The sequence below is a fragment of the Streptomyces sp. NPDC014882 genome (genome assembly GCF_043081325.1).
GTDB lineage: Bacteria > Actinomycetota > Actinomycetes > Streptomycetales > Streptomycetaceae > Streptomyces.
This window is the reverse complement of sequence record NZ_JBIBWL010000016.1, coordinates 38,351-63,985: the sequence shown is the minus strand read 5'-3', so window position 1 is coordinate 63,985 and position 25,635 is coordinate 38,351. Positions and strand designations below refer to the sequence as shown.

23 protein-coding genes are annotated in these 25,635 nt (G+C 73.6%); 7 read left to right on the top strand and 16 right to left on the bottom strand.

Annotated elements, in window-relative coordinates; translation table 11 throughout:
* Positions 1-81: 81 nt before the first annotated feature.
* The 12 genes from ACF09K_RS29210 to ACF09K_RS29155 form a co-directional block, all read right to left on the bottom strand.
* Entirely contained in the window at positions 82-1,590 is a 1,509-nt protein-coding gene (locus tag ACF09K_RS29210) for a family 43 glycosylhydrolase (RefSeq protein ID WP_392248402.1), read from the bottom strand.
* Positions 1,591-1,601: 11 nt separating this feature from the next.
* Positions 1,602-2,489 (bottom strand): PmoA family protein, encoded by an 888-nt coding sequence (locus tag ACF09K_RS29205; protein ID WP_392248277.1) that lies wholly within the window; start codon positions 2,487-2,489, stop codon positions 1,602-1,604.
* A complete protein-coding gene (locus ACF09K_RS29200; RefSeq protein ID WP_392248401.1) occupies positions 2,489-3,685 on the bottom strand; it encodes a Gfo/Idh/MocA family protein in 1,197 nt (398 codons plus the stop codon). Before ACF09K_RS29200 ends, ACF09K_RS29205 begins: the two co-directional genes overlap by 1 nt.
* Before the next feature lie 178 nt (positions 3,686-3,863).
* On the bottom strand, positions 3,864-4,766 hold the full coding sequence (locus ACF09K_RS29195; protein ID WP_392248275.1) for a carbohydrate ABC transporter permease: 903 nt from the start codon (positions 4,764-4,766) through the stop codon (positions 3,864-3,866).
* On the bottom strand, positions 4,763-5,698 hold the full coding sequence (locus ACF09K_RS29190) for a carbohydrate ABC transporter permease (protein ID WP_392248273.1): 936 nt from the start codon (positions 5,696-5,698) through the stop codon (positions 4,763-4,765). Before ACF09K_RS29190 ends, ACF09K_RS29195 begins: the two co-directional genes overlap by 4 nt.
* 117 nt (positions 5,699-5,815) lie before the next feature.
* Positions 5,816-7,552, bottom strand: a complete 1,737-nt coding sequence (gene araD, locus ACF09K_RS29185) for an L-arabinonate dehydratase (protein WP_392248271.1) — start codon at positions 7,550-7,552, stop codon at positions 5,816-5,818.
* The gene (locus tag ACF09K_RS29180) at positions 7,549-8,460 is read right to left on the bottom strand and encodes a dihydrodipicolinate synthase family protein (protein WP_392248269.1); all 912 of its coding nucleotides are present in this window, start codon (positions 8,458-8,460) and stop codon (positions 7,549-7,551) included. The genes araD and ACF09K_RS29180 overlap by 4 nt, the downstream gene beginning before the upstream one ends.
* Complete coding sequence (locus tag ACF09K_RS29175) at positions 8,457-9,113, bottom strand: GntR family transcriptional regulator (RefSeq protein ID WP_392248267.1); 657 nt, start codon at positions 9,111-9,113, stop codon at positions 8,457-8,459. The genes ACF09K_RS29180 and ACF09K_RS29175 overlap by 4 nt, the downstream gene beginning before the upstream one ends.
* A 210-nt stretch (positions 9,114-9,323) precedes the next feature.
* On the bottom strand, positions 9,324-10,151 hold the full coding sequence (locus ACF09K_RS29170; protein ID WP_392248265.1) for an MBL fold metallo-hydrolase: 828 nt from the start codon (positions 10,149-10,151) through the stop codon (positions 9,324-9,326).
* 135 nt (positions 10,152-10,286) lie between these two features.
* The gene (locus ACF09K_RS29165; RefSeq protein ID WP_392248263.1) at positions 10,287-10,949 is read right to left on the bottom strand and encodes a TIGR03086 family metal-binding protein; all 663 of its coding nucleotides are present in this window, start codon (positions 10,947-10,949) and stop codon (positions 10,287-10,289) included.
* A gap of 415 nt (positions 10,950-11,364) precedes the next feature.
* Complete coding sequence (locus ACF09K_RS29160) at positions 11,365-12,528, bottom strand: hypothetical protein (RefSeq protein ID WP_392248261.1); 1,164 nt, start codon at positions 12,526-12,528, stop codon at positions 11,365-11,367.
* Positions 12,525-13,466, bottom strand: coding sequence for a 5-dehydro-4-deoxyglucarate dehydratase (locus ACF09K_RS29155; protein WP_392248259.1), 942 nt, complete (start codon positions 13,464-13,466; stop codon positions 12,525-12,527). Before ACF09K_RS29155 ends, ACF09K_RS29160 begins: the two co-directional genes overlap by 4 nt.
* Positions 13,467-13,717: 251 nt before the next feature.
* Here ACF09K_RS29155 and ACF09K_RS29150 point away from each other — a divergent pair, with 251 nt between their 5' ends.
* The 7 genes from ACF09K_RS29150 to ACF09K_RS29120 all read left to right on the top strand — a co-directional run bounded on the left by ACF09K_RS29150 (position 13,718) and on the right by ACF09K_RS29120 (position 21,238).
* Positions 13,718-14,527 (top strand): NAD-dependent epimerase/dehydratase family protein, encoded by an 810-nt coding sequence (locus ACF09K_RS29150; RefSeq protein ID WP_392248257.1) that lies wholly within the window; start codon positions 13,718-13,720, stop codon positions 14,525-14,527.
* Between the two features lie 271 nt (positions 14,528-14,798).
* Positions 14,799-15,569, top strand: a complete 771-nt coding sequence (locus tag ACF09K_RS29145; protein WP_392248255.1) for a DeoR/GlpR family DNA-binding transcription regulator — start codon at positions 14,799-14,801, stop codon at positions 15,567-15,569.
* Positions 15,570-15,734: 165 nt separating this feature from the next.
* Positions 15,735-17,108, top strand: coding sequence for an ABC transporter substrate-binding protein (locus ACF09K_RS29140; protein ID WP_392248253.1), 1,374 nt, complete (start codon positions 15,735-15,737; stop codon positions 17,106-17,108).
* A complete protein-coding gene (locus tag ACF09K_RS29135) occupies positions 17,105-18,043 on the top strand; it encodes a carbohydrate ABC transporter permease (protein ID WP_392248252.1) in 939 nt (312 codons plus the stop codon). Before ACF09K_RS29140 ends, ACF09K_RS29135 begins: the two co-directional genes overlap by 4 nt.
* Entirely contained in the window at positions 18,040-18,882 is an 843-nt protein-coding gene (locus ACF09K_RS29130) for a carbohydrate ABC transporter permease (RefSeq protein ID WP_366061755.1), read from the top strand. Before ACF09K_RS29135 ends, ACF09K_RS29130 begins: the two co-directional genes overlap by 4 nt.
* Positions 18,879-19,868, top strand: coding sequence for a zinc-dependent alcohol dehydrogenase family protein (locus ACF09K_RS29125; RefSeq protein ID WP_392248250.1), 990 nt, complete (start codon positions 18,879-18,881; stop codon positions 19,866-19,868). Before ACF09K_RS29130 ends, ACF09K_RS29125 begins: the two co-directional genes overlap by 4 nt.
* A 173-nt stretch (positions 19,869-20,041) precedes the next feature.
* The gene (locus ACF09K_RS29120; RefSeq protein ID WP_392248400.1) at positions 20,042-21,238 is read left to right on the top strand and encodes a TerD family protein; all 1,197 of its coding nucleotides are present in this window, start codon (positions 20,042-20,044) and stop codon (positions 21,236-21,238) included.
* An 85-nt stretch (positions 21,239-21,323) separates the two neighbouring features.
* Here ACF09K_RS29120 and ACF09K_RS29115 read toward each other — a convergent pair whose 3' ends face one another.
* The 4 genes from ACF09K_RS29115 to ACF09K_RS29100 form a co-directional block, all read right to left on the bottom strand.
* Positions 21,324-21,896, bottom strand: a complete 573-nt coding sequence (locus ACF09K_RS29115; RefSeq protein WP_392248248.1) for a TetR/AcrR family transcriptional regulator — start codon at positions 21,894-21,896, stop codon at positions 21,324-21,326.
* Between the two features lie 68 nt (positions 21,897-21,964).
* Entirely contained in the window at positions 21,965-22,981 is a 1,017-nt protein-coding gene (locus ACF09K_RS29110) for a 1-aminocyclopropane-1-carboxylate deaminase (RefSeq protein ID WP_392248246.1), read from the bottom strand.
* Positions 22,982-23,042: 61 nt separating this feature from the next.
* Positions 23,043-23,780, bottom strand: coding sequence for a GntR family transcriptional regulator (locus tag ACF09K_RS29105; RefSeq protein WP_392248244.1), 738 nt, complete (start codon positions 23,778-23,780; stop codon positions 23,043-23,045).
* 298 nt (positions 23,781-24,078) lie between these two features.
* On the bottom strand, positions 24,079-25,506 hold the full coding sequence (locus ACF09K_RS29100) for a hypothetical protein (protein ID WP_392248242.1): 1,428 nt from the start codon (positions 25,504-25,506) through the stop codon (positions 24,079-24,081).
* Between the last annotated feature and the right edge of the window lie 129 nt (positions 25,507-25,635).

Sequence of the window (25,635 nt, the reverse complement as noted above, 5' to 3'; positions counted from 1 at the left end):
GACGGGACGAGGTGCGGTGGGCGGTGACGGGCTGGGACGAGGTGCGGTGGGCGGGGACGGGTCGCGGTGGACCGCGGTGGGTCAGAGGGGGCTGATCCTGAAGCGGGTGAACGTGGCGGCCCCGGGGCGGCCCGGTCCGTCGGGCGCCAGGGCGAACAGGCCGAGCAGCGCGCCCACCCAGCGCCAGGGGGTGGCGGCGAAGACCGGTCCGCTGCGGCGTCGGCCGTCGCCCAGGTCGTGGGCGAAACGGCAGCGGGCGCCGGCGCCGATCTCGATGCGCAGGAGGGCCCTGCCGTGCGGGGCGGGCCGCGGAGGGGCGGCGTCCCGTTCCCTCCCGGCGGCCGGCTCGGCGAAGCGGTGCACGAGGTGGACCGTGCCGTCGGCGCCGCGTTCCAGCCCGATCCACGCGAAGGCGTCCCCGAGCACCGCGAGTCCGGCCCGTGCGCCGGGCTCCCCGCCGTGCAGCTCCAGTTCCACCTCGACGGCCGACGGGGTTCCGGGCAGCCGCTGGGTGAGTACGTGGGGCAGTTCGCGCAGGTCGTGCGCGTAGGCCGTGCGGACGCAGGACAGGCGCAGTCCGTCTCCGGAGTGCTGGGTGGCCCAGCCGTCGTCGGGGTTGGCGGTCCACTGCCACTGCCTGCCGAACCGTCCGCCGGGGAAGTCGTCGTCGGTGGCGGGCGCGGCGGCGGGCTGCGGCGGCAGGGCGGGCCTGCGGTGCGCGGCGACGGGGGCGCCGTCGTCCCCGAGCACCGGCCAGCCGTCCGCCCCCCAGCGCATCGGCTGGAGGTGCACGACCCTGCCGTAGGCGCCGCGCTGCTGGAAGTGCAGGAACCAGTCCTCGCCGGACGGGGTGCGCACCCAGCCGCCCTGGTGGGGGCCGTTGACGTCGGTGTCCTTCTGCTCCAGGACGATCCTCTCCTCGTAGGGGCCGAAGAAGTCCCGGGAGCGGAAGGCGCCCTGCCAGCCGGTCGCCACCCCGCCGGCCGGGGCGAGGATCCAGAACCAGCCGTCGTGCCGGTACGCCTTGGGGCCCTCGAGGGTGAACCAGCCGGGGATGCGGTCCCCGTCGACGATCACCTCGCCCTCGTCGAGGAGCGAGGTGCCGTCGGGGTGCATCCGGTGGCCGGTGAGGCGGTTCTTGATCCCGGAGCGGGACTTCGCCCAGGCGTGGACCAGGTGGGCCTCGCCGGTCTCCTCGTCCCACAGGGGGCACGGGTCGATCAGGCCCCTGCCCGCCTTCACCAGGTGGGGCCGGGTCCAGGGTCCCCTGATCTCGGGGGCGTTGACCTGGAAGATGCCCTGGTCGGGATCGCCCCAGAAGATCCAGAAGCGGTCGTCGTGGTGGCGCAGCGACGGTGCCCAGACCCCGCGGTCGTGGCGCGGGGACGCGAACTCGGCCTCCGGTTCGAGGCGTTCGAGGGCGTGTCCGACCAGTGTCCAGTGGACCAGGTCGCGGGAGTGCAGCAGGGGCAGGCCGGGCGAGCGGCCGAAGCTGGAGGCGGTGAGGTAGAAGTCGTCGCCGACGCGCACCACGTCCGGGTCGGACCAGTCGGCGTTCAGGACCGGGTTCTCGTACGTCTCGTCGGCCACGACCGCGTCCGTCACTGGGCGACCGCCTTCCGCGCGAGGGCGGCCGCCTCGTCGCGGCCGAGGCGGCCGTCGGCGACGACGGTGACGACACGGCGGACGGTGGTGTCGCCGGGGGCGATCACGAGCCGCTCGGCGGAGGCGAGCGAGGAGCCGACGCCCGGGTACTCGGCGGTGCGCACGAACCAGGGGTCGCGGCGGGTGGCGTCGGTGGCGCCCGCGAACACCAGGGTCCACTCCCCTCCGCTCCCGGCTTCGTCCGGGCGGGGGGACCCCCGTCCCGTCAGGGCCAGCCAGTCGGCCGGCCTGCCGTGCGTCTCGGCCTCGCCCTCGGCGGCGGCGGTGAAGACGTCGGGGGTCCGGTCCTCCTTGCGGGCGCGCCAGAAGAAGCCGCCGTAGGCCGCGCCGGGGCGCCCGTTCGTGGCCGGGCTGCCGATGGTCACCGGGGCCGCGGTGGTGTTCGTGAGGGAGAAGGTGAGGTCCAGGGCCCAGGCGGTGTCGGTGAGTCCGGTGGCCGCGACCGTGCGGCGCTCGCGCAGCAGCTCGGTTCCGGCGGCCGTCCAGCGCAGCTCCTCCACGAAGCCGTCGGGGTCGCACAGCGGGAAGCCGGTGTGCCGCTGGACGCCGTGGTTGTCGAGCTCGGTCGGGCCGCGGTCGCGGACGTAGGTGCGGCCGCCCCAGAAGTTGTGCCCCTCGACGTCGGGAACGGCGACACCGACGCCGAGGTGGTGGAGGTGGTCGGCAGGGCTCAGTTCGGTGACGGCCGTGCCGGCCAGGGTGGTGACCGGGTGCAGGAAGGGGCGCGGGGAGAGCCGGTCGGGCAGCTCGGGCCGGGTGACGTACTGGCCGACCGGGCGGCCCGCGACCCGCAGCACGACGGGTGCGTCGGGAGTCCGTGCCATCAGGTGTCCGCTCCTTTCGGGTGCGCGGTCGGGGACGCCCAGGTGGCGCCCAGCTCGGAGAAGAGGGCGAGGGTGTCGGCGGCGGCGGTGACCAGTCCGTCGACGCCGGGGACGACCCGGCGGTCCTCGCCGGGGAGCCGGTGCCAGGCGCCGTCGGGCAGTTCGAGCGGGTCGGGGGCGACCCGGACCGCCTCGACGACCCGCATGAACGCCTCGGTCGCGGCCGGCGGGACCAGCAGGCCGGCGCCGTCGGTGAGGTGGTCGACGAGGTTCTCCAGCAGGTCGGTGCGGCCGTACTCGAACTCCTCGGGGCCGTGGCCGCCGCGCTGGAGCAGGACGCGGTCCTGCTTGTACCAGAAGGTGATCCGGCCGTGGCTGCCGTGGACGACGACGTACGGGTCGTCGGGGTCCTCCGCGCACAGCGTGGCGGCGACGACGACGGGACGTCCGGCGGCGGTGGTGATCCGCACGCAGGAGGTGTCGTCGGACTCGATGGCGTTGGCGTGCGCCAGCTCGGTCTCGATGCCGGTGACGTCCTCGGCGCGGGTGACGCCGGCCAGCGCGAGGGCGGTGGCGACGGCGTGCGCGAGCGGGTTGGTGAGGGCGCCGTCGATGACGTCGACGCCGTTCAGCCGCCGCTTCCCGGCCCAGGGCGCGCGCCGGAAGTAGGCCTCCGGGCGGGCCCAGGCGCCGGCCCCGCCGACCCCGGTGACCTCGCCGATCACGCCGTCGCCGATCATCCGGCGGACCGCGGGCACGGCGTGCGAGCCCAGCGACTGGAAGCCGATCTGGCAGACCACGCCCGCCTCGGCGACCCCGTCGGCCATCCGGCGGAACTCCGCGTACGACGGTGCCGGCGGCTTCTCCAGCAGCAGGTGCACGCCCCTGCGGGCCGCGGTCAGCGCCAGGTCGGTGTGGGTCGGGATCGGGGTGCAGACCACGGCGATGCGGGCGCCGGTGGAGTCCAGCAGCGCGCCGAAGTCGGCGGACTGCTCGGGCGTGCCGAGGCCCTCCGGCATCTCGTCGGGGGTGAGCGGGGTCAGCTCGCAGACGCCCGCGAGGCGGACGATGCCCTTGTCCTGGAGGCGGCGGATGTTCTCCAGGTGCCAGCGGCCGTGGCCGCGCGCGCCGGCGAGGACGACGGGGACGCCGGTGCCCGCCGGAGCGGCCGCGTGCGAGGGGGCGCCCGTGGTCAGGGGTTCGGGGGCGTTCACGGGATCCTCCCCGCGCCCGCGCCGTGTGCCGCCCCGCGTGCCGTCCCGGGGCCGGTCGCCGTGGTGCTGCCGGCCGCCGCGCGCGGGGTGGGGGTACGGTCACCCGCGGCCACCGCGGTCATCTCGGCCGTCGCGGCCGTCGCGGCCGGGTGGGGGTTCCTCATCCCTTCACCGCCCCCGCGCTGAAGCCGGTGATCAGCCACTTCTGGATGAAGGCGAACACCAGCACCACCGGGACGGCGGCGATGATGCCGCCGGCGGCGAGGGCGCCGAGGTCGACGCTGTCCGCGCTCATCAGGGTGTTGAGGCCGACCGGGATGGTCTGCTTGCTCTGGTTGTTGAGGAACATCAGGGCGAACAGGAAGTGGTTCCAGGAGTGCACGAAGGCGAAGGAGCCGACGGCGATCAGGCCGGGCCGCAGCAGCGGCAGGACGACGATGCGGAAGGCCGTCAGCCGGTTGCAGCCGTCGACCCAGGCCGCCTCCTCCAGCGAGTACGGCACGTTCTTGATGAAGTTGCTGATCAGGATCATCGACAGCGGCAGCTGGAACACCGTCTCGGCGATGATCACGCTGGTCAGCGAGTTGATCATCTGGAGTTCGGCGAAGATCTCGAACAGCGGGACCAGGAGCAGCGCGCCCGGCACGAACTGGGAGCAGAGCAGGGCCAGCATGAAGGCGCGCTTGACCTTGAAGTCGAAGCGGGCGAGGGCGTAGCCGCCGGCCAGCGCGACGAGGGTCGTCGTCAGCAGGGTGGCGACGCCGACGAGCAGGCTGTTCTGGAAGTAGGTGCCGAAGCTGCGGTCCGTCCAGACCTTCTCGAAGTGGTCGAAGGTGAGCGGCCAGGGCAGGAGCGAGGTGGAGCCGGCCGGGCGCAGCGCGAACAGCAGGATCCAGTAGAAGGGGATCAGCGTGAAGACGAGGTAGACCGACAGCGGCAGGTAGATCTGCCAGCGCGGGGCCTCGTCCCAGGCGCGGTTCCTCCCGCCGCGCGGGCGCGGCTCGGACGGGGTGGGGACGCTCACGGGCGTGGGCGCCACCTCGGTGGCCTCCTTGGTGATCACTTGGCCTCACTTCCGAACTTGCTCAGCCTCAGGTAGACCATCGAGCAGAAGAGCAGGATCACGAACGCGACGGTGGTCAGGGCGGACGCGTAGCCGAAGTTGTGCGCGTCCACGGAGGTGTTGGCGATGTAGAGGGGCAGCGTGGTGGTCTCGCCCGCGGGCCCGCCCCCGGTCAGGGTGTAGAGCAGGTCGACGTTGTTGAACTCCCACACCGCGCGCAGCAGCGTGGACAGCACGATCGCGTCCTTCAGGTGGGGCAGCGTGATGTGCCAGAACTGCTTCAGCCGGCTCGCCCCGTCGACCTCGGCGGCCTCGTACAGGTCCTTCGAGACGGACTGGAGGTCGGCGAGGATGAGGATCGCGAAGAAGGGGACGCCGCGCCACAGGTCGGCGACGATCGCGGCCGGGAACACCGTGGAGGTGTCCGACAGCCAGCTGGTGCCGTAGCTGCCGATGCCCAGGTCCGCGAGGTAACGGGTGATGCCCGTCTGGGAGTTGTAGAGCAGCACCCAGATCGCGGAGGTCAGCACGCCGGAGACGGCCCACGGGGAGAAGACCAGGGCGCGGCCGAGCGAGCGGCCCACGAAGGTCTGGTTGACGATGAGCGCGAGTGCCAGGCCGAACATCAGCTGGAGCCCGACCTCGACGAACACCCACTTGGCGCTGAAGGTGAGCGTGTCCCAGAACACCGGGTCGTCGGTGAAGGCGTGGACGAAGTTGTCGAAGCCCGCGTAGCCGTTGCGCCACGGTTTGGTGGGGTTGTAGTTCTGCAGGCTGTAGTAGAAGACGCTGATGACCGGGTAGGCGATGAAGCCCAGCATGAGCAGGGCCGCCGGCGCGATCAGCAGGTAGGGCAGCCTGCGCGGCGTGGCGGAGGCACGGCGCCGCCGGGCTGGCGCGGGCGGTTTCGCCACGGCTGCGGCTTGGGCCATGACTGTTCTCCGTTTCTGGGGTACGTCGTCGTACGTCGTGCTGGCGCGGTGCCCGCGTCGCGCAGGAAGCGCTTTCTCCACGGGCAGGGGTCCGCCGGGGCGGTTCCGCGGTGCGGATCAGCCCGCGTAGGGGTCCTGCACGGTGCCCGGGCGGGCCAGGAACTCGAAGTCGCAGCCGGTGTCGGCCTGGGTGATCTGTTCGTTGTACAGCGCGCCGTAACCGCGTTCGTAGCGGTCGGGCGGCGGCGTCCAGTCGGCCCTGCGCCGCTCCAGCTCCTCGTCGTCCACGTGGAGGTGGAGGGTGCGGGCCTCCACGTCGAGGGTGATCGGGTCGCCCGTGCGGACCAGGGCGAGGGGTCCGCCCACGTAGGACTCGGGCGCCACGTGGAGCACGCACGTCCCGTAGCTCGTCCCGCTCATCCGGGCGTCGGAGATGCGGACCATGTCCCGCACGCCCTGCCGGAGCAGGTGGTCGGGGAGCGGCAGCATGCCGTACTCGGGCATGCCCGGGCCGCCCTTGGGGCCGGCGTTGCGCAGGACCAGCACACTGTCGGCGGTGATGCCGAGGTCCGGGTCGTTGATGGTCCGCTGCATGGTCCGGTAGTCGTCGAAGACGACCGCGGGGCCGGTGTGCTTGAGCAGGTGCGGCTCGGCCGAGATGTGCTTGACGACCGCGCCGTCCGGGCAGAGGTTGCCGCGCAGGACGGCGACCCCGCCCTCGGCCGCGACCGGGTTGTCCCGCGGCCGGATGACGTCGTCATTGTGCACCCGCGCGCCGTCGAGCTGCTCGCGCATCGTGTCGTACGAGACGGTCGGCCGCTCCAGGTGGAGCAGGTCGGGGATGCGGGAGAGGAACCCGGGCAGGCCGCCGGCGAAGTGGAAGTCCTCCATCAGGTAGGTCTGTCCGCCGGGCCGGACGTTGGCGAGCACGGGGACGGTGCGGGCGATGCGGTCGAAGTCGTCCAGCGTGAGCTTCACCCCCGCCCGTCCGGCCATGGCGATCAGGTGGATGACGGCGTTGGTGGAGCCGCCGAGGCCGAGGACGGTCGTCACCGCGTCCTCGAAGGCGTCGCGGGTGAGGACGGCCGACAGCCTGCGGTCCCGGTGGACGAGGTCGACGATCGCCATGCCGGCCTTCGCGGCCATCCGGTCGTGCCCGGAGTCCACGGCCGGGATGCTGGAGGCGCCGGGGACGGTGACGCCGAGCGCCTCGGCGGCCGCCGTCAGCGTGGACGCCGTCCCCATCGTCATGCAGTGACCGGGCGAGCGGGCCAGGCCGTTCTCCAGTTCGATCATCTCGCAGTCGCCGATCAGACCGGCCCGCTTGTCGTCCCAGTACTTCCACATGTCGGTGCCGGAGCCGAGGACCTCGTTGCGCCAGTGGCCCGGCAGCATGGGGCCGGCGGGCACGAAGACGGCCGGCAGGTCGACGCTCGCGGCGCCCATGAGGAGGGCCGGGGTGGTCTTGTCGCAGCCGCCCATCAGGACGGCGCCGTCCACCGGGTACGACCGCAGCAGTTCCTCGGTCTCCATCGCCAGCATGTTGCGGTAGAGCATGGGGGTCGGCTTCTGGAAGGTCTCGCTCAGGGTGGAGACCGGGAACTCCAGCGGGAAGCCGCCCGCCTGCCACACGCCCCGCTTGACGGCCTGGGCCCGGTCGCGCAGGTGCACGTGACAGGGGTTGATGTCCGACCAGGTGTTGAGGATCGCGATCACCGGCTTGCCGAGGTGCTCCTCGGGGAGGTAGCCGAGCTGGCGGGTGCGGGCGCGGTGGCTGAAGGAGCGCAGCCCCTCCGTGCCGTACCACTGGTGGCTGCGCAGGTCCTCGGGGCGCCTGCGCACGGGCTCGCTCATACGGACCACCCCGCGGCGATGGCGGCGACCTCGGCGCGGTCCGCCTCGGGCAGGGGCCTGCTGGGCGGGCGGACCTCGCGGCGGCACAGGCCGAGGGAGGCGAGGGCCTCCTTGACGACGGTGACGTTGTTGGCGGAGCCGTTGGCCGCGCGCAGTTCCTCGAAGCGCCGGATCTGCTCCCAGACCTTCATCGCGGCCGGGTAGTCGCCGGAGCGCAGCGCCTCGATCATGTTCAGCGAGACGGCCGGGGCGACGTTCACCAGCCCCGACGTGAAGCCGGTGGCGCCGGCGGAGAAGTAGGAGGGGGCGTAGGGCTCGGCGAGGCCGGCCACCCAGACGAACCGCTCCAGCCCCGCGTCACGGGCGAACGCGGCGAACCGGGAGGCGTCGGGGACGGCGTACTTCACGCCGATCACGTTCGGGCAGGCGTCGGCGAGTTCGGCGAGGCGGGCGCCGGCGAGCTGCGCGTTGCGGATGTAGGGGACGACGCCCAGCTCGGGCACCGACTCGGCGATGGCGCGGTGGTAGTCGACCCAGCCGCTCTGCGAGACGTAGGGGTGCACGGGCTGGTGCACCATCACCATGCCCGCGCCGAGTTCACGGGCGTGCCGGGCGGAGGCGACGGCGGTGGGCACGTCGTGTCCGACGCCGACGAGGATCGCCCCGCGGTCCCCGGCCTCCTCGATGGTCAGCTCGGTGACGAGACGGCGCTCCTCGGGGGTGAGGGCGTAGAACTCGCCGGTGTTGCCGTTGGGGGTGAGGGTCCTGATGCCACCGTCGAGCAGACGGCGCAGCAGGGCCCGGTGGGCGTCCCGGTCGACGGAGCCGTCCTCGGCGAACGGGGTCACCGGGATGGCCACGACGTCGGCGAGGGCCGCCCGTCGGGTCTCGAACGCCACGCTGCTCATTGCTGACCTTCCTCTGCCTGGGTGTCGGGGAACGCCCTGTGGACGAACGACGCGATGTGGGCGTGCAGGGCGCGGGCCGCGCCGTCGGCGTCGCCGTCCAGGGCGAGCCGCAGGATCTCGCGGTGCTCGCCCGCCTCCCGTTCCCAGGAGGGGGAGGCGGCCCAGGCGACGGCCGAGACCAGGGCGGCCTGGTCGCGGACCTCGTCGAGCATCCGGCCGAGCAGCGGGTTGCCGCACGGCAGGTACAGGGCGCGGTGGAACTCCCGGTTGGCCAGGGAGCGTTCGGCGGTGTCGGTCGCCTCGGCGGCCATGGTGAGCGCCGCGCGGGCGGCCTCCAGGGAGGCGCCGCGCCGTACGGCGCGCCTCAGCGCCTCGGGTTCGAGGAGCAGCCGCACGTCGTAGACCTCGCGCGCCATGTCCGCGTCCACCATGCGCACCGTGACGCCCTTGTACTGGCTCATGACGACCAGTCCGGTGCCGGCCAGGGTCTTGAGCGCCTCGCGCACCGGGGTCTTGGAGACCCCGAACCGCGCGGCCAGCTCGGTCTCGACCAGCGCCTGACCGGGCGTCAACTGCCCGGTGAGGATGCGGCGTTTGATCTCCTCCAGCACGTACTGCGTGCGGGAGGGGATCGGCGTGGGCACAGAGGTCATGCGCGCCTCTCGGTGTCGCGTGTCTGATCTCGCGTATCGCGTATCGCGTCTCATATATGACGTACGAAGTACGACGGGATGAAGGTAGGAGGGGCGCTGTGTTTCGTCAATGCTTCTGACAGAGGAAGTCGAGGTTGCTTCTTCCGGCCGTCGGTCCGCCGGTCGGTTCGGCCGCCGGCCCGCCGGCCGGTCCGCCGGCCGGTCCGCTCGTCAGAGGGAGACGGTGTCGCCCTCGCGCGCGGCGGTGGTCCGTCCGCCGAGGACCGGCGCGGCGCGGTCGGCCGCGGCCTCCCGGGTGAGGGTGGGTCCCCCGTGGGTGACGAGCAGTTCCCGGGCGCCCTTCGCGAAGGCGCCCGCGTCCTCCGGGGTGAGGTGCACCCGCCGTTCGCCTTCGCGATGCGCGTCGACGTCGGACTCGCGCAGGAACAGGTCGGCGCCCCCCGCGAGTTCGGTGAGCGCGTCGCACGGTCCGCCGTCTCCCGAGTGGGCCGGCACGCCGCCCCGGCACTCGGCGCGCGGCCCGTACGCCTCGGTGTCGTGGAGCACCGCGCGGGAGGTGGGGCGAAGGTCCCCGTGCCGGACCGTGTGACCGTCGTGCAGCGGCCTGAAGTCGAGGATCCCGTCCAGGAACCGCACGTCGGGCCGGCCGAGGAGGCCCGCCAGGCGCAGGGGGCGGTCGCGCGGCGCGTACACCGGCACCGGCACCGGCACCGGCACCGGGGCCGGGGCCGGGGCCGGGGCTGGGGCTGGGGCTGGGGCTGGCGGGGTCATGCCACCGAACGCGAAGGCGTGGACGGCGGCGAGGAGGTCCGCGCTGTGCTCGGCGTGCAGGTGCGATGTCCGGATCGCGGTGAGCCGCCGCGGATCCGTGTGCCTCCGCAACTCGGCGAACGTCCCCGGTCCGGCGTCCACCCACACCTCGGTGCCCCCGCCCCGCACCAGGCAGCCGGAACAGGGCCGCCCCGGCCCGGGACGCGGGGAGGCGGCGCCGAGGACGGTGAGGCCGAGGTGCGTGGGGGGGGAGCGTACGCACCGCACCGGCGGATCGCGCCCGGATCACGCGCGCGTCTCCGGCCCCGGCTCGCGCCCCCGGCGGGGCTCGCGCGCCCGTGACGCACGGCCCGGAGGGCGCCCGTGGCTCCCGTCCCGTCTCACGCCTGTCTCATGCCCGTCTCACGCCCGTCCGGGGGTCCAGGACGGGTCGCGGCCGCTGAGGCCGACCGTGCGGTCCAGGAGGGGGGCGTCCGGCGGGACCGGTACGACGGGGCCGAAGATGCCTCCGCCGCCGGTGGGGTCCTCGGCGGCCGCCAGCAGGAAGGCGTGGGACGCTCGGAGGGCGGCCGGGTCGGGGACGTAGTCCTGGCCGGTGGCGCGGGCGAGGTCCCAGCCGTGGACGACCAGTTCGTCGACCGCGACGGCGGCCGCGACCTCGGCCGGCAGGTCGATGCCGCCGGCGCGGGTCATGCCGGTCCGGGCGGCCGGCTCCCGCCAGGCCGCGGCGAGTTCGTCGAGGACGCGGGGCAGTTCCTCGCGCCAGCCGGGGCCGACGTCGGGGATGCCGTCGGGAGGGGTGTCGGTGGTCGGGCCGAAGTCCTTGCGGGCGGCGTCGCGGAAGGCGACGGCGAGGCCGGCGAGGTGGCCCAGCAGGTTGCGGACCGCGTACGCGGGGCAGGGCGTTCCGTCCGCGAGCCGGTCGTCCCGCACGCCCGCCGCGAGGCGGGCCACGATCCCGGCCTGCGCTCCGAGGTCGGGGGCCGTCGGACCGGTGTCCGTGCCGATGTCGGTGCCCGTGCCGATGTCCGTGCCGGTGTCCGTGCCGGTGCCGATGTGGGACATGTGCCGCTCCTCCGGATAGGTGTCTGCAGGGCAGACCGGCGGAGCGGCCCGGACTCATCGCGGAACGGACCGTCTTTTCGCCCGGACCGGCTCAGACCGGCTCGGCTCGACCCGGACCGGCTCAGACAGACTCGGCCCAGCTCAGCCCGGACCGGCTCGCCCCGGACCGGACCGGCTCAGACAAACTCGCCCGGCTCGACAAGGCTCGGCTCGACCCGGCTCTTCACCACCCCCCGGTCCGGCCCGACTCCGCCGGAGGCCGCCCGAGCCCCGCCCGGCGGTCGCCGGGCGACGGGCCGCTCCGGCCGCGCCGCGGCACCCGCCCGGCGCGCCGTGCCACCCTGCCCGCCCACCACCGGCCCGCCCGCTCACCACCGCGCCCGCTCACCACCGCGCCGGTTCACGGCGCAGCCGCTCACAGCGCGCCGAGTCCCGCGCGGACCGCGTCCAGGTCGGCGTCCGAGGCCAGTCCCGCGTGGTACAGCCGCAGCTCCGTGGCGCCCAGCTCCCGCGCGCGTGCCGCGTCCGCGGCCAGCGTGCCGGGGCTGCCGCCCATGCCGGAGACGACGGTGAGGTTGGCGGCGATCACGGTTTCCTCCCGGCGCTGCTCCGCGAACGGGACCAGGAGCGCGGCCCCGCCCGTGCAGGGCACGACCACGCCGTCGGCGACCGCCAGGACGTGCGCGGGGTCGACGCCGGGGTTGGCGCCCACGTGGTGGGATACCGGGTCGGCGTGCAGGAGCACCTGGAAGCCCTCGGGCGCCGCCGCGCGGACGGCCGCGACGGCCTCCTCCTGGAGCGAGCGGGCGGTCGCGTCCCGCCACGCGCGCGTGGCCGTCGCCGGCTCCGTGCCGAGCAGCTTCTCCACGCCGGCCCAGCCCCCGTCGTCCGGCAGCCCCTGCCACACCGGTTCCAGCGCGGTCCGCACGGCCGCCGCCAGCTCGTCGGCGTCCAGGCCGAGGTCGTCGTAGCCGGTCCGGCAGGCGGGGCAGAAGCAGAGCGACATCAGGTACTGGCCGGCCTCGCCGAGCCCGACCCCGCCGGTCTTGTCGTGGGCGTGCAGGTGCTGGAGGCCGTACCAGCCGAGGGACTCCAGTTCGGTGCCGGCCGCGCCGGGCCGTACGGCGGCCTCGGCGGCGAGGTCGACGAGGTACGCGCGCGTGGCGGGCTGCGCGATGCACGGGGCCCACGGGTACCGGTCGCCGTAGGCGTTGACGACCGAGGTCTCCGGATGCTCGGCACCCAGCCGGGAGTTGTGGGCGAGGACGACCCAGCTGTGCACCTCCAGGCCGGCCCGGGCGAGCGCGGCGGCGGCCTCGCCGTACGCGTCGCCGGGCGCCCAGTCCCCGGCCGGGTACGGGCGCAGCGCGCGGCCCTGCCAGCGGCTGCCGGCCGGGTACAGCACGGCCGCGTGTTCGGCGGTGACGACGCGGTGGCGGGGGTGGCGGGGGGTGAGGGCGCGGGTGGAGTGGTAGGCGGCGGCCAGGGTGACCTGCCGGACGCCGAGCGCGGCGATCCGGTCGGGTGCCGCCGGGTCGCCGTTGACGTCCCAGGGGTAGACGAACGCCGACGCCTTCACCGGCCCTCCTCCAGCAGCGCGTACCCGCGGTCGATCAGCTGCGCGAGCTGTTTGACGTGGTCCTCGCCGGGCTCGTGCAGCGGGGGCCGCACCTCGCCCACGTCGAGGCCGCGCAGCCGTACGCCCGCCTTGACGAGGGAGACCGCGTAACCGCGGCCCCGGGCGCGCAGTTCGACGAAGGGGCGGTAGAAGCCGTCGAGGAGGCGGTGCGCGGTGGCCTCGTCGCCGGTGGCGAGCGCCCGGTGGAAGGCGAGGGCGATCTCGGGGGCGAAGCAGAACACGGCGGACGAGTAGAGGGGGACGCCGATGGCGGCGTAGGCGAGCTGGGTCTGCTCGGCGGTCGGCAGGCCGTTGAAGTAGAGGAAGTCGCCGGGGGCCTCGGTGCGGACGGCGCTGACGATGCGCTGCATGAGGTCGAGGTCGCCGAGCCCGTCCTTGAGCCCGATGATCCCCTCCGTGCGGGCCAGTTCGACGGCCGTCGCGGGGGTGAGGACGGCGTTGTCGCGCTGGTAGACGATCACCGGCAGCCCGGTCGCGGCGGCCAGCTCACGGTAGTGCCGCAGCAGCCCCTCCTGGCCGGCGACGACGAGGTAGGGCGGCATCGCGAGCAGTCCGTCCGCGCCGGCGGCCTCGGCCAGGCCCGCGTAGCGCACCGCGAGCGCGGTCCCGTAGCCGACGCCGGCGACGACGGGCACGCGTCCGGCCGTCTCGTCCACGGCCGCGCGCACGCACGTCTCGAACTCCTCGGGGGTGAGCGCGTGGAACTCCCCGGTGCCGCAGCAGGCGAAGACGGCGGCCGCCCCGGCCTCGATGCCGCGGCGGACGTGCGCGCGGTAGACGTCGAGGTCGGGGGAGCCGTCGGGGCCGTAGGCGGTGACGGGGAAGAACAGCGGTCCGCTGGGGACGCGCAGACGTGCGGCGAGCGGGGCTGGCGTCACGGGCTCTCCCTAGGACGACGCGTGCGTTCTTCTGATTAATGTCCACATCTATGAACGGACTCACCCTATGAAGGCCCTCACGCCCGGTCAAGCGCGCGAACCGCCCGACGGGAGCCGATCCTCCGCCCCCGCGAGACACTTGACGTGACGGGCGGGAGATCCTTAGCTTGTCCACGCATGTGAATGACGTCCACGCATACGGCCGTCGGGCCCGTGGCCTGCCGCACCCGTCGCCCCAAGGAGACCCGAGGATGCCCGCTCCGCGCACCGTCCTGCTCACCGGCGCCGCCGGGGGCCTCGGCACCCTGATGCGGGAACTGCTCCCCGCGTACGGCTACGAGCTGCGCCTGATGGACCTGCGCCCGATCGAGGGCGAGCCGGAGGCGATCGTCGCCGACCTCGCCGACCTCGACGCCGTGCGGGAGGCCGTGCGGGGCGTCGACGCGATCATCCACCTGGCGGGCATCTCCCTGGAAGCCCCCTTCGAGAAGATCCTCGGCGCCAACATCGTCGGCACCCACCACCTGTACGAGGCCGCCCGCGAGGAGGGCGTGCGACGCGTCGTCTTCGCCTCCTCCAACCACGCGGTGGGCTTCACCCCCAGCCCCCGGGGCGACGACCCCCTCATCCCCGTCGAGACCCCGCACCGCCCGGACACCTTCTACGGCCTGTCCAAGGCCTTCGGCGAGGACCTCGCCCAGTTCTACTGGGACAAGCACGGCCTGGAGACCGTCTCGGTGCGCATCGGCTCCTGCTTCCCGGAGCCGACCAGCGTCCGGATGCTGTCGGTGTGGATGAGCCCGGCCGACGGCGCCCGGCTGTTCCACGCCGCCCTGACCGCCGAGGGCGTCGGACACACCGTGGTCCACGGCTCCTCCGCCAACACCCGGCTGTGGTGGGACCTGACCGGCGCGCGGGCGCTCGGCTACGAGCCGCAGGACGACTCCGAGCCGTGGGCCGAGAAGCTGATCGCCGAGCAGGGTGAGCTGGACCCGGGGAACGTCGCGCACACCCACCTCGGCGGGCACTTCGTCAACGACCCCCCGATCTGGCCGTACTGACGCTCCCCCGGGAGCGGCGCGGGGGGGGGGGGGGGGCCCCCCCCGCCCCCCCCCCCCCCCCGCGTTCGGGCGTCCGCACTGCCCGAACCGGCGCCCGCCGCCACGATCACGCAGGTCCGCAGCGGATACCGGCCGCGGGAAACGGGCACAGACGGGCCGTATCGGGCCCATGACAGGCCTGGTCACCGCCTCAACCCCGTTGTAGAACTTCCCCCATGGGCCCGACCGGGCCCGAACGGGCAGAAACGGGCGGAAGAACGAGGTGACGGCAGTGACCCCGAGGACGGCGGAGGAGCGCCAGCGGGAGATCGTGCGGGCCGCGCGCGCCACCGGCTCGGTCGACGTCGCCGCGCTCGCCACCGAACTGGGCGTGGCCAGGGAGACCGTACGGCGGGACCTGCGCGCCCTGGAGGACCACGGACTGGTGCGGCGCACGCACGGCGGCGCGTATCCCGTGGAGAGCGCCGGTTTCGAGACGACCCTCGCCTTCCGCGCCACCAGCCACGTGCCCGAGAAGCGCCGGATCGCCACCGCGGCGGCCGGACTCCTCGGGGACGCCGAGACGGTGTTCGTCGACGAGGGGTTCACCCCGCAGCTCATCGCGGAGGCGCTGCCCCGGGACCGGCCGCTGACCGTGGTCACCGCGTCCCTGCCGGTCGCGGGCGCCCTCGCGGAGACCGGCAACGTGTCCGTCCTGCTGCTGGGCGGCCGGGTGCGGGCCGGCACCCTGGCGACGGTGGACCACTGGACGACGAGGATGCTCGCGGGCTTCGTCGTCGACCTCGCCTACATCGGCGCCAACGGCATCTCCCGTGAGCACGGCCTGACCACCCCCGACCCGGCCGTCGGGGAGGTCAAGGCGCAGGCGGTACGGGCCGCCCGCCGCACGGTGTTCGTCGGCGTGCACACCAAGTTCGGCGCCGTCAGCTTCTGCCGGTTCGCCGAGGTCGGCTCCCTGGAGGCGATCGTGACGAGCACGCTGCTGCCGGCCCCCGAGGCCCACCGCTACTCCCTGCTGGGGCCGCAGGTCGTCCGCGTCTGAGGGACCCCGGCGCACGCCGACGCGCACCGCCACGGGCCGGCCCACGAACACGCCCGGGAGAACCGGCCCTCTCCCCCGCCCGGGGCACTCCCCTGCCCCCGCGCGCCCTCTTGCCCCCCACAGGCCACCTACGCCCCACCCACCCCACACGTCCAGGAGTGATCCATGCGAACCCCGAGCCGACGGCGGCCACCGCGAGCCACGCTCGCCCTGGCCGCCGCAGGGACGCTGCTCGCCCCCCTGCTCTCCGGCTGCTGGACCGGAGCCGGCGGGGCCGGATCGGGCGGCGATTCCCTCAACGTCCTCATGGTCAACAACCCCCAGATGGCCGAGCTGCAGAAACTGACCGCCGCCCACTTCACCGAGGACACCGGCATCAAGGTGAACTTCACCGTCCTGCCGGAGAACGACGTCCGCGACAAGATCAGCCAGGACTTCGCCAACCAGGCGGGCCAGTACGACGTGGCCACCCTGTCCAACTACGAGATACCGATCTACGCCCGCAACGGCTGGCTGCACGAGATGGACTCCTACGTCGCCCGGGACCCGGCCTACGACGAGCAGGACGTCCTCGGCCCGATGCGCGAGTCGCTCACCGCCGACGACGGGAAGCTCTACGGTCAGCCGTTCTACGGCGAGTCGTCCTTCCTGATGTACCGCAAGGACGTCTTCGCGAAGGCCGGTCTGACGATGCCCGAGCGCCCCACCTGGACCCAGGTGGCCGACCTGGCCGCGAAGGCCGACGGGGCCGAGCCCGGCATGAAGGGCATCTGCCTGCGCGGACTGCCCGGCTGGGGCGAGGTGATGGCACCGCTCACCACCGTCGTGAACACCTTCGGCGGGACCTGGTTCGACGAGGACTGGACGGCGCGCCTCGACTCGCCGGAGTTCGGGAAGGCGACGAAGTTCTACGTCGACCTCGTCCGCGAGCACGGCGAGTCCGGCGCCGCCCAGTCCGGCTTCGCCGAGTGCCTGAACAACATGACCCAGGGCAAGGTCGCCATGTGGTACGACGCCACCTCCGCCGCCGGTTCCCTGGAGGCGGCGAACTCCCCGGTCAAGGGCAAGATGGGCTACGCCCCCGCCCCCGTCGAGAGGACGGAGAGCTCCGGCTGGCTCTACACCTGGGCCTGGGGCATCCAGAAGGCCTCCCGCAACACCGACAAGGCCTGGCGGTTCGTCTCCTGGGCCTCCGGCAAGGAGTACGAGCAGCTGGTCGGCGAGCGGATCGGCTGGTCGAACGTGCCCGCCGGCAAGCGCGCCTCGACGTACGCCAACGCGGCCTACCGGGCCGAGGCGTCCGCCTTCCAGGACATGACGAAGGCCGCCATCGAGGGGGCCCGGCCGAAGGACCCCGGCGTGCAGCCGCGCCCCGCGCCCGGCATCCAGTTCGTCGGCATCCCCGAGTTCACCGACCTCGGCACCAAGGTCTCCCAGGAGATCAGCGCGGCCATCGCCGGACGCCAGTCCGTCGAGTCGGCCCTGAGGAAGTCCCAGAAGCTCGCCGAGCGCATCTCCGAGGAGTACGAGGGCCGATGACCGCCACGACCACGGCCCCCGTGGCCACCACCCCGGTACCGGCCGGGCGCCGGCCCTCCCCCCGGCTGCGCGCCTGGGCCACCCGCGCCCCGCTGCTGCCCGCCCTCGTCTTCATGATCGTCGTGACCCAGCTCCCGTTCGTGGCCACGCTGGTGATCTCGTTCTACGACTGGAACGCCCTCTACCCCGACGCCCGCGGCTTCACCGGCCTCGACAACTACCGGCAGGTGCTGGGCGACGCCGACCTGCGCCACTCGGTGTGGACGACGGTCGTGCTGACGGCCTCGGTGGTGCTGGCCAGCCTCGTCCTGGGCCTGGGCCTCGCCCTGCTCCTGGACCGCAGGTTCCGCGGCCGGGGCGTGGTCCGCACGCTCCTCATCGCCCCCTTCCTGGTGGTCCCGGTGGCGGCGGCCCTGCTGTGGAAGCACGTCCTCTACAACCCCGAGTACGGCCTGCTCAACGGCCTGCTGCACTACGTCGGCGGCCCGCAGCCCGACTGGATCTCCGACACCCCGCTGCTCGCGGTGGAGGCCTCCCTGGTCTGGCAGTGGACGCCGTTCATGATGCTGATCCTGCTGGCCGGGCTGCAGAGCCGGGACCAGCAGCAGCTGGAGGCCGCGCGGGTGGACGGCGCGAGCGACTGGCAGATCTTCCGGCACCTGACGCTCCCGCACCTGCGCCGGTACCTGGAGCTGGGCGCCCTGCTGGGCTCGATCTACATCGTGCAGAACTTCGACGCCGTCTTCACGATCACGTCCGGCGGCCTGGGCACCGCCAACCTGCCCTACACCGTCTACCAGAGCTTCTACCAGGCCCACGAGAACGGCCTCGCGTCGGCCGCGGGCGTCCTGGTGGTCATCGGCTCGATCGTCATCGCCACCTTCGCGCTGCGCGTGGTGTCGTCCCTGTTCCGCGAGGAGGTGTCGCGCGCATGAACGCACCGACCGTACGGGCCCGCCGCAAGGGCGCCGGACTCGGCCTGCTGGCCTGGCTGGCCGGGATCGTCTTCTTCCTGCCCATCGCGTGGATGGCGCTGACCTCCTTCCACTCCGAGGAGGACGCGGCGACCAACCCGCCCTCCTTCACCGCGCCGCTCACCCTGGACGGCTACCGCGAGTTCTTCGGCACGGACGGCGGGGCCAGCCCCTGGCCCGCGCTGACCAACTCGGCGGTGGCCTCGGTGGCGTCCACCCTGCTGGTGCTGCTGCTGGCCGTCCCGGCGGCCTACGCGCTCTCGATCCGCCCGGTGCGCAAGTGGACGGACGTGCTGTTCTTCTTCCTGTCGACGAAGATGCTGCCGGCCGTCGCGGGCCTGCTGCCGATCTACCTCTTCGCGCGGGACACCGGCCTGCTCGACAACATCTGGCTGCTGGTCGTCCTCTACACCTGCATGAACCTGCCGATCGCGGTGTGGATGATGCAGTCGTTCCTCGCCGAGGTCCCGGTGGCGGTCATCGAGGCGGCACGGGTGGACGGGGCCCGCCTGCCCACCGTCCTCACGCGGGTGGTGGGCCCGATCGCCCTGCCCGGCATCGCCGCCACGGCCCTCATCTGCTTCATCTTCAGCTGGAACGAGCTGCTGTTCGCCCGGGTCCTCACGGGCGTCGTCGCCGAGACCGCCCCGGTCTTCCTGACCGGCTTCATCACCAGCCAGGGCCTGTTCCTGGCGAAGGTGTGCGCCGCGTCGCTCGTCATCTCCCTGCCGGTGCTCGCCGCGGGGTTCGCCGCCCAGGACAAGCTGGTCCAGGGCCTGTCGTTGGGAGCCGTGAAATGAAGGCCGCCGTCATCGAGTCCATCGGCCGCGCCGTCGTCACCGAGGTCCCGGACCCGACGCCCGGGCCCCGTGACGTCGTCGTCGAGGTCGCCGCCTGCGGACTGTGCGGCACCGACCTGCACATCCTCCAGGGCGAGTTCGCGCCGAAGCTGCCGATCGTGCCGGGCCACGAGTTCGCCGGCACGGTGGTGGGGACCGGCGCCCAGGTCACCGAGGTGACGGTGGGCGACCGGGTGGCCGTCGACCCGTCCCTGTACTGCCACGAGTGCCGCTACTGCCGCACCGGCCACAACAACCTCTGCGAGCGCTGGGCGGCGATCGGCGTGACGGCGGCCGGCGGCGCGGCCCAGTACGCGGTGGCGCCGGTGGCGAACTGCGTGAAGCTGCCCGAGCACGTCCGCACCGAGGACGCGGCGCTGATCGAGCCCCTGTCGTGTGCGGTGCGCGGCTACGACGTGCTCCGGTCGCGTCTCGGCGCCCACGTGCTGATCTACGGCTCCGGGACCATGGGCCTGATGATGCTGGAGCTGGCGAAGCGGACCGGTGCGGCGAGCGTGGACGTGGTGGACCTGAACCCGGCGCGGCTGGAGACGGCGCGGCGGCTGGGGGTCTCCGCGTCGGCGGCGACCCCGGACGAGCTGGACCGGCCCCAGGGGTGGGACCTCGTCATCGACGCGACGGGGAACGCGGCGGCGATCCAGGACGGGCTGGAGCGGGTCTCCAAGGCCGGCACGTTCCTGCAGTTCGGGGTCGCCGACTACGCGACGCGGGTGACGATCGACCCGTACCGGATCTACAACCAGGAGATCACGATCACGGGTTCCATGGCCGTCCTGCACAGCTACGAGCGGGCGGCGGAGCTGTTCGCGAACGGGGTGCTGGACCCGGACGTCTTCATCAGCGACCGCCTCCCGCTGGACCAGTACCCCCGGGCCCTGGACCAGTTCGCCGCGGGCGTGGGCAGGAAGATCGTGGTGGTCCCGTAGGGGTTTCCGCGCCCCGGCGCCCCTGCCCGTCCCGTCCCCGGGGCACTCACCCTCCTCGGGGACGGGGCGGGGAGGGGCGGCGGGGCGCGGCCCCCGCGGGCCCACCGGCCCCGATCGGACCACAGGTAAGGGAACGGTAAAACGCCCTCGCTCGTTCACCCGGCATGACAGCTATGACCCCCGGCTCGAACATCCCTCTCCCCGTCACCCGTGTGGCGGTGGACGTCGCCGCCCCCGTGCGTCTCGACGTTTCGGGCCTGCTGCTCACCGCCGACGGCAAGGTGCGCTCCGACGACGACTTCATCTTCTACAACCAGCCGGCCGGCCCCGGCGTGACCTACCGCTCCGGCGGCGGCGCGGCCCCCGACGCGATCATCGTCGACACCTCCGCACTGCCCCCGGGCATCGAGAAGATCGTCGTCACCGCGAGCCCGGACGCGGCGGGCCAGACCTTCCAGGGCATCGAGCCGACGGCCACCATCCGCGGCGCCGACGACAACGGCGTCCTGGCCACGTTCACCCCCCCGCGGCTGGGCACCGAGACGGCGCTGGTGATCGTGGAGATCTACCTGCGCAACGGCGCCTGGAAGGCCCGCGCCGTCGGCCAGGGGTACGCCGACGGCCTGGCCGGCATCGCCACCGACTTCGGCGTCACCGTGGAGGAGCCCGCCCCGGCCGCCCCGGCCCGGCCGGCCGCCCCGCCCATGCCCGCGGCGCAGCCCCCGGTCACCCCGCCCGCCCCGCCGATGGCCGCACCGCCCGCTCCCCCGGCCCCGCCCGCCCCCGGCGCCGGGAAGATCAACCTGGACAAGGGCCGCGTCAGCCTCCAGAAGAACCAGACGGTGTCCCTGGTCAAGGGCGGCAGCCCGCTGCTCTCGCAGGTCAAGATGGGCCTCGGCTGGGAGCCGGCGTACCGCGGCAGGGACATCGACCTGGACGCCTCGGTGATCGCCTACGGCCCGCAGCGCAACCACATCGACAGCTGCTACTTCGGCAAGCTGTCCATCGTGGGCGGCGCGATCAAGCACTCGGGCGACAACCTCACCGGTGAGGGCGGCGGCGACGACGAGGTGATCGTCGTCGACCTGGGCCGGCTCCCGCAGGAGGTCACCGGTCTGGTCTTCACCGTGAACTCCTTCTCCGGGCAGAAGTTCACCGAGGTCGCCAAGGCCTACTGCCGTCTCCTGGACGCCGCCACCGGCGAGGAGCTGGTCCGCTTCGACCTGACGAGCGCCGAGCCGCAGACGGGCGTGATGATGGCCAAGCTGATCCGCCAGTTCACCGGCGAGTGGGAGATGACGGCCATGGGCGACTTCGTCAAGGCCCGCACGGTGCGGAACATGGTGAAGCCGGCGGCGCAGGCGCTCTGACCCGCGGGCCGGCCGGCCCCCGACGACGCACCCGGGTGCCCCTCGGCGGCGGGGGCGCCCGCCGCCGAGGGGCACCACGCCCCGCTCACCGCGCGGGGCGCAGCCCCTCCGTCAGCAGCGACACGTACCGGCGGATGCCGACCGCGCCCCCGTTCGCCAGCTCCGCGGCCGTCGCCACCCCGTGGGCCAGCCGCAGCACCTCCACGGGCTCGACGTCGGCCCGCAGCGTCCCCTCCCGCTGTGCCGCCTCCACCAGCCGGGCCGCCGCGCCCTGCACGGTCGTACCGCAGACGGTGGCCGCGGCGCTGCCGGCGTCGGTGACGGCCGACCCCAGCAGCGCCTTCATGCCGCGCACCTGGATCGTGCCGACGCACACCTCGTTCAGCCACTCCACCAGCGCCTCGCCCGGCGGCAGGCGCGCGGCGAGTTCGGCCGCGCGCACGGCGAGCGCCTCGACCCGGTCGACGTACGCCGCCTCCAGCAGCGCCTGGCGCGTGGGGAAGTGCCGGTACAGCGTGCCGGAGCCGACGCTCGCCCGCTTGGCGATGTCGTCGAGGGACGCGCCCTCCCCGTGCTCGGCGAAGGCCTCGGCCGCCGCCGTCAGCAACCGCTGGTAGTTGCGGCGGGCGTCCGCGCGCATGGGCTTGACCTGCGTCATCCCGTCACTCCTCGTCAACCGGGGATTCCCCCCGATGGTAGCGAGGACCGGCGTGCCGCCGTCCGGGCTCAGAACAGCGCGCTGTAGGCGTTGAGCGCCGGCTGGCCGCCCAGGTGGGCGTAGAGGACGGTGGAGTCGCGGCCGATCTCGCCGCGCGCGACCAGGTCGACGAGTCCGGCCATCGACTTGCCCTCGTAGACGGGGTCGGTGACCATGCCCTCGGTGCGCGCGGCGAGCCGCATCGCCTCCAGGGTGGTCTCGTCGGGGACGCCGTAGATCCCGGCGTGGTAGCGCTCGTCCAGCTCGACGTCCGCCTCGGTCAGTTCCCTCCGCACCCCGATGAGTTCCCCGGTGCGCCGGGCGATGCGGGCGATCTGCGTCCGGGTCCCGGCCGGCTCGGCCGAGGCGTCGACGCCGAGGACGCGCCGGGGCCGGCCGCCCGCCTCCTCCAGCGCCGCGAACCCGGCGACCATGCCGGCCTGCGTCGACCCGGTCACCGAGCACACGACCACGGTGTCGAAGAAGACGCCCAGCTCTCGCTCCTGCTCCGCCACCTCGTACGCCCAGCCGGCGAAACCCAGCCCGCCGAGCGGATGGTCGGAGGCGCCGGCGGGGATGGCGTAGGGCTTGCCACCGGACTCCTCGACCTCCCGGAGCGCCAGCTCCCAGCTCTCCTTGAAGCCGATCCCGAACCCGGCCCGCACCAGCCGGACGTCGGCCCCCGCGAGCCGGCTGATCAGGATGTTGCCGACCTTGTCGTACACCGCGTCGGGCCAGTCCACCCAACTCTCCTGCACCAGGACGCACTTGAGTCCGGCGCGGGCCGCGCAGGCCGCCACCTGCCGGGTGTGGTTGGACTGCACCCCGCCGATCGACACCAGGGTGTCGCAGCCCTGCGCGAGGGCGTCGGCGATCAGGTACTCCAGCTTGCGCGTCTTGTTCCCGCCGTACGCGACCCCGGAGTTGCAGTCCTCCCGCTTGGCCCACAGGGCGGCGCCGCCGAGGTGTTCCGTCAGCCGGTGCAGCGGGTGCACGGGCGACGGACCGAAGAGCAGCGGGTAACGCTCGTACGAGGACAGGGACATGTCGCCTCCCGGGGCGGATTCGGCAGCACGGTCTCGGTGGGACGGTCTCGGTGGGACGGTTTCAGCGGGACGGCCGGCCGTCGGTTCCGGTATCGGTGTCGACGTCCGTGTCTGTGTCCGTGCCGGTTACGCCGGTGCCGGTGTCGGTGTCGGTGTCGGTGTCGGCGAGATCCGCGAGGGTGCGCCAGATCTCCGCCGTGACACGGACCGCCTCGTCCGCGTCGGCGGTCGCGCAGGCGGCGATCAGCCGGTCGTGCAGCCCGGCCGAGCGGCAGGTGCCGCCCTCGCCGAAGCGCCGTCGTTCCAGCCGCCGGATGAGGGGGGTGTAGCGGGCGACGGTGGCGGCGGCCGCGCGGTTGCCGCTCACCCGGACGAGGACGTCGTGCAGCGCGTCGTCGGCGCGCAGGGCGCCCTCGACGTCACCGGCCTCGACGGCGGCGCCGAACCGCTCGTTGGCGGCGCGCATCGCCTCGACGTCCGCCGCGAACAGCCGGGGCACCGCCACCCGCGTGACCAGTTCGTGCATCGCGCCGACCACGGCCGCCGCGTCCCGTACGTCGCCGGCGACGACCGGGGTCACCCGCGTGTAGCTCTGCGGCTTGCTCTCCAGCAGCCCTTCGTCCACGAGGCGCGCGAACGCCTCCCGGACCGGCGCCCGGGACAGCCCGAGCCGCTCCGCGAGGTCGGCGTCGCGCACCACCGCGCCGGGCTCGATCTCCCCGGCCACGATGGCGTCGCGGATCGCTGCGTACGCCCGCTCCCTGAGCAGGGTGCGGGGCACGGGTCGTAGTGGCTCCATGGACTGACATGTTAGATGTCAGTGGCCGGCGGGAGAAGGGCCGCGGCGCGGGAAAAGGGCCGCACGGCGAAGGCCCGCACCGCTGGTGCGGTACGGGCCTCGGGGTTGCGGGGTCCGGGAGTGGAAGCGCGCCGTGCTGGATTCCCCCCGAGTTCGATGGTGTTGCGGAGGGAGGCACGGCAGGGGGAGGGTGCCCGAGATCAGGGGAAGAGAAGCAGCCGCCGCCTTCGCACCGGGAGGTGCGTCGTCGTGCCCTCACTGCAGGCGGCGGGGCACGCGGGGTGCGAACCCGTTTCGGTCAGCCGCCCTGCTGCGAGCGTGCCTTGAACGCGGCCTTGCGGGCCTCCTTGGCGATCCGCTTGTCCGGGTGCAGGCGCCCCATGGCCTCCAGGACGTCGGCGGTGGCCGGGTGCCCGACGCGCCAGGCCGCGGCGAAGAAGCCGCTGTGCTGCTGCGCGAGCCCCTCGACGAGCCCCTGGAGTTCGTCGGAGTTGCCCTCGGCGGCCAGTTGGGCGGCCAGGGTGTCGATGGTGAGCCAGTAGACGAGGTCCTCGGAGGGCGGCGGCACGTCGGCGGCGCCCAGCTCGCTCAGCCAGACCCGGGCGAGTCCGCCGAGTTCGGGGTCGTCGAGGACCTCCCGGACGGCAGGTTCGGCCCGTGCGCCGACCAGGGACAGGGCCTGCTGGCAGCGCAGCCGGCGCAGCGGGGCGCCCTCGTCCGAGCCGCGGGCGGCGTCGAGCAGTTCGCGGGCGGCGTCGAGGGGTTCGCGCCGGTCCAGCCACTGTTCGGTCTCGGCGCGGGCGGCCTGCGGTCCGTAGCCGGAGCTGCCGTCGAGGAGGGCGTCGGCCCCCTTGTCGACGAGGTCCCCGACGGCCGGCGCCTGGAAGCCGGCCTCCAGCAGGCGCGCGCGGAGCCCGTAGAGGCCGAGCGGGGTGAGGCGGACCATGCCGTACCGGGAGACGTCGGTCTCGTCGACGGCGGCGGCGGGCTCCTCCTCGGGGTCGCCCATCAGGGCCTCGTCGACGGGCCGGTAGGCGACCAGTCCGATGGGCTCCAGGAGCCGGAACTGGTCGTCGAGACGCATCATCGCGTCGGAGATCTGCTCCAGCATGTCGTTGGTGGGTTCGCCCAGGTCGCCGGGGACGATCATGGAGGCGGCGAGGGCGGGCAGCGGTACGGGGCCGCCGCCGGGGCCGTCCTCGGTGACGGTGAGCAGGTAGAGGTTGCCGAGCACGCCGTCGAGGAAGGCGGCCTCGCCCTCGGGGTCCCAGTCGAGCCGGGAGAAGTCGATCTCGCCGCCCTCGTCCATGGCGTCGACCAGGTCGTCGAGGTCGGGCACGGTCGCGTCGGCGAGGACGGCCTCCAGGGCGGCGAGCCAGACGGCGAGCACGTCGTGCGGGGCGCCGCCGGTGAGCAGGGGGAGGTCCTCGCCCGCGGTGACGGTGCCGGCCTCCTCGTCGGTGACCTCGACGAGCCCGGCGTCGACGGCGACCCGCCAGGCCTCGCTCGCGTGGGCGGCGGCGTCGTCGCCGGTGAGTCCGAGCGCTTCCGCGGCGGCCGGGAGCTGCTCGTCGACGAGTCCGCCGCCGGCGTCGACGCGGGTGCCGGGCCCGGCCCAACGGGCCAGGAGGACGGCCCGCGAGAGCAACGGCGTGGACAGCGCGTCGCGCGCCAGCTCCGCTTCGGGGTGCAGCCGCACCGGCGGCAGGGGGGAGCTGTCTGACATCGGCTGTTCTCCTCGGACGCGTGGTGCCACTCGGTCGTTCAGCCTAGACGGGTTTCACCCCATGCCGCCCGGTTCATCTACCGGTCAGGTCTCGTACATGGCCGAAACCTTGACAACTGGACTGGCCAG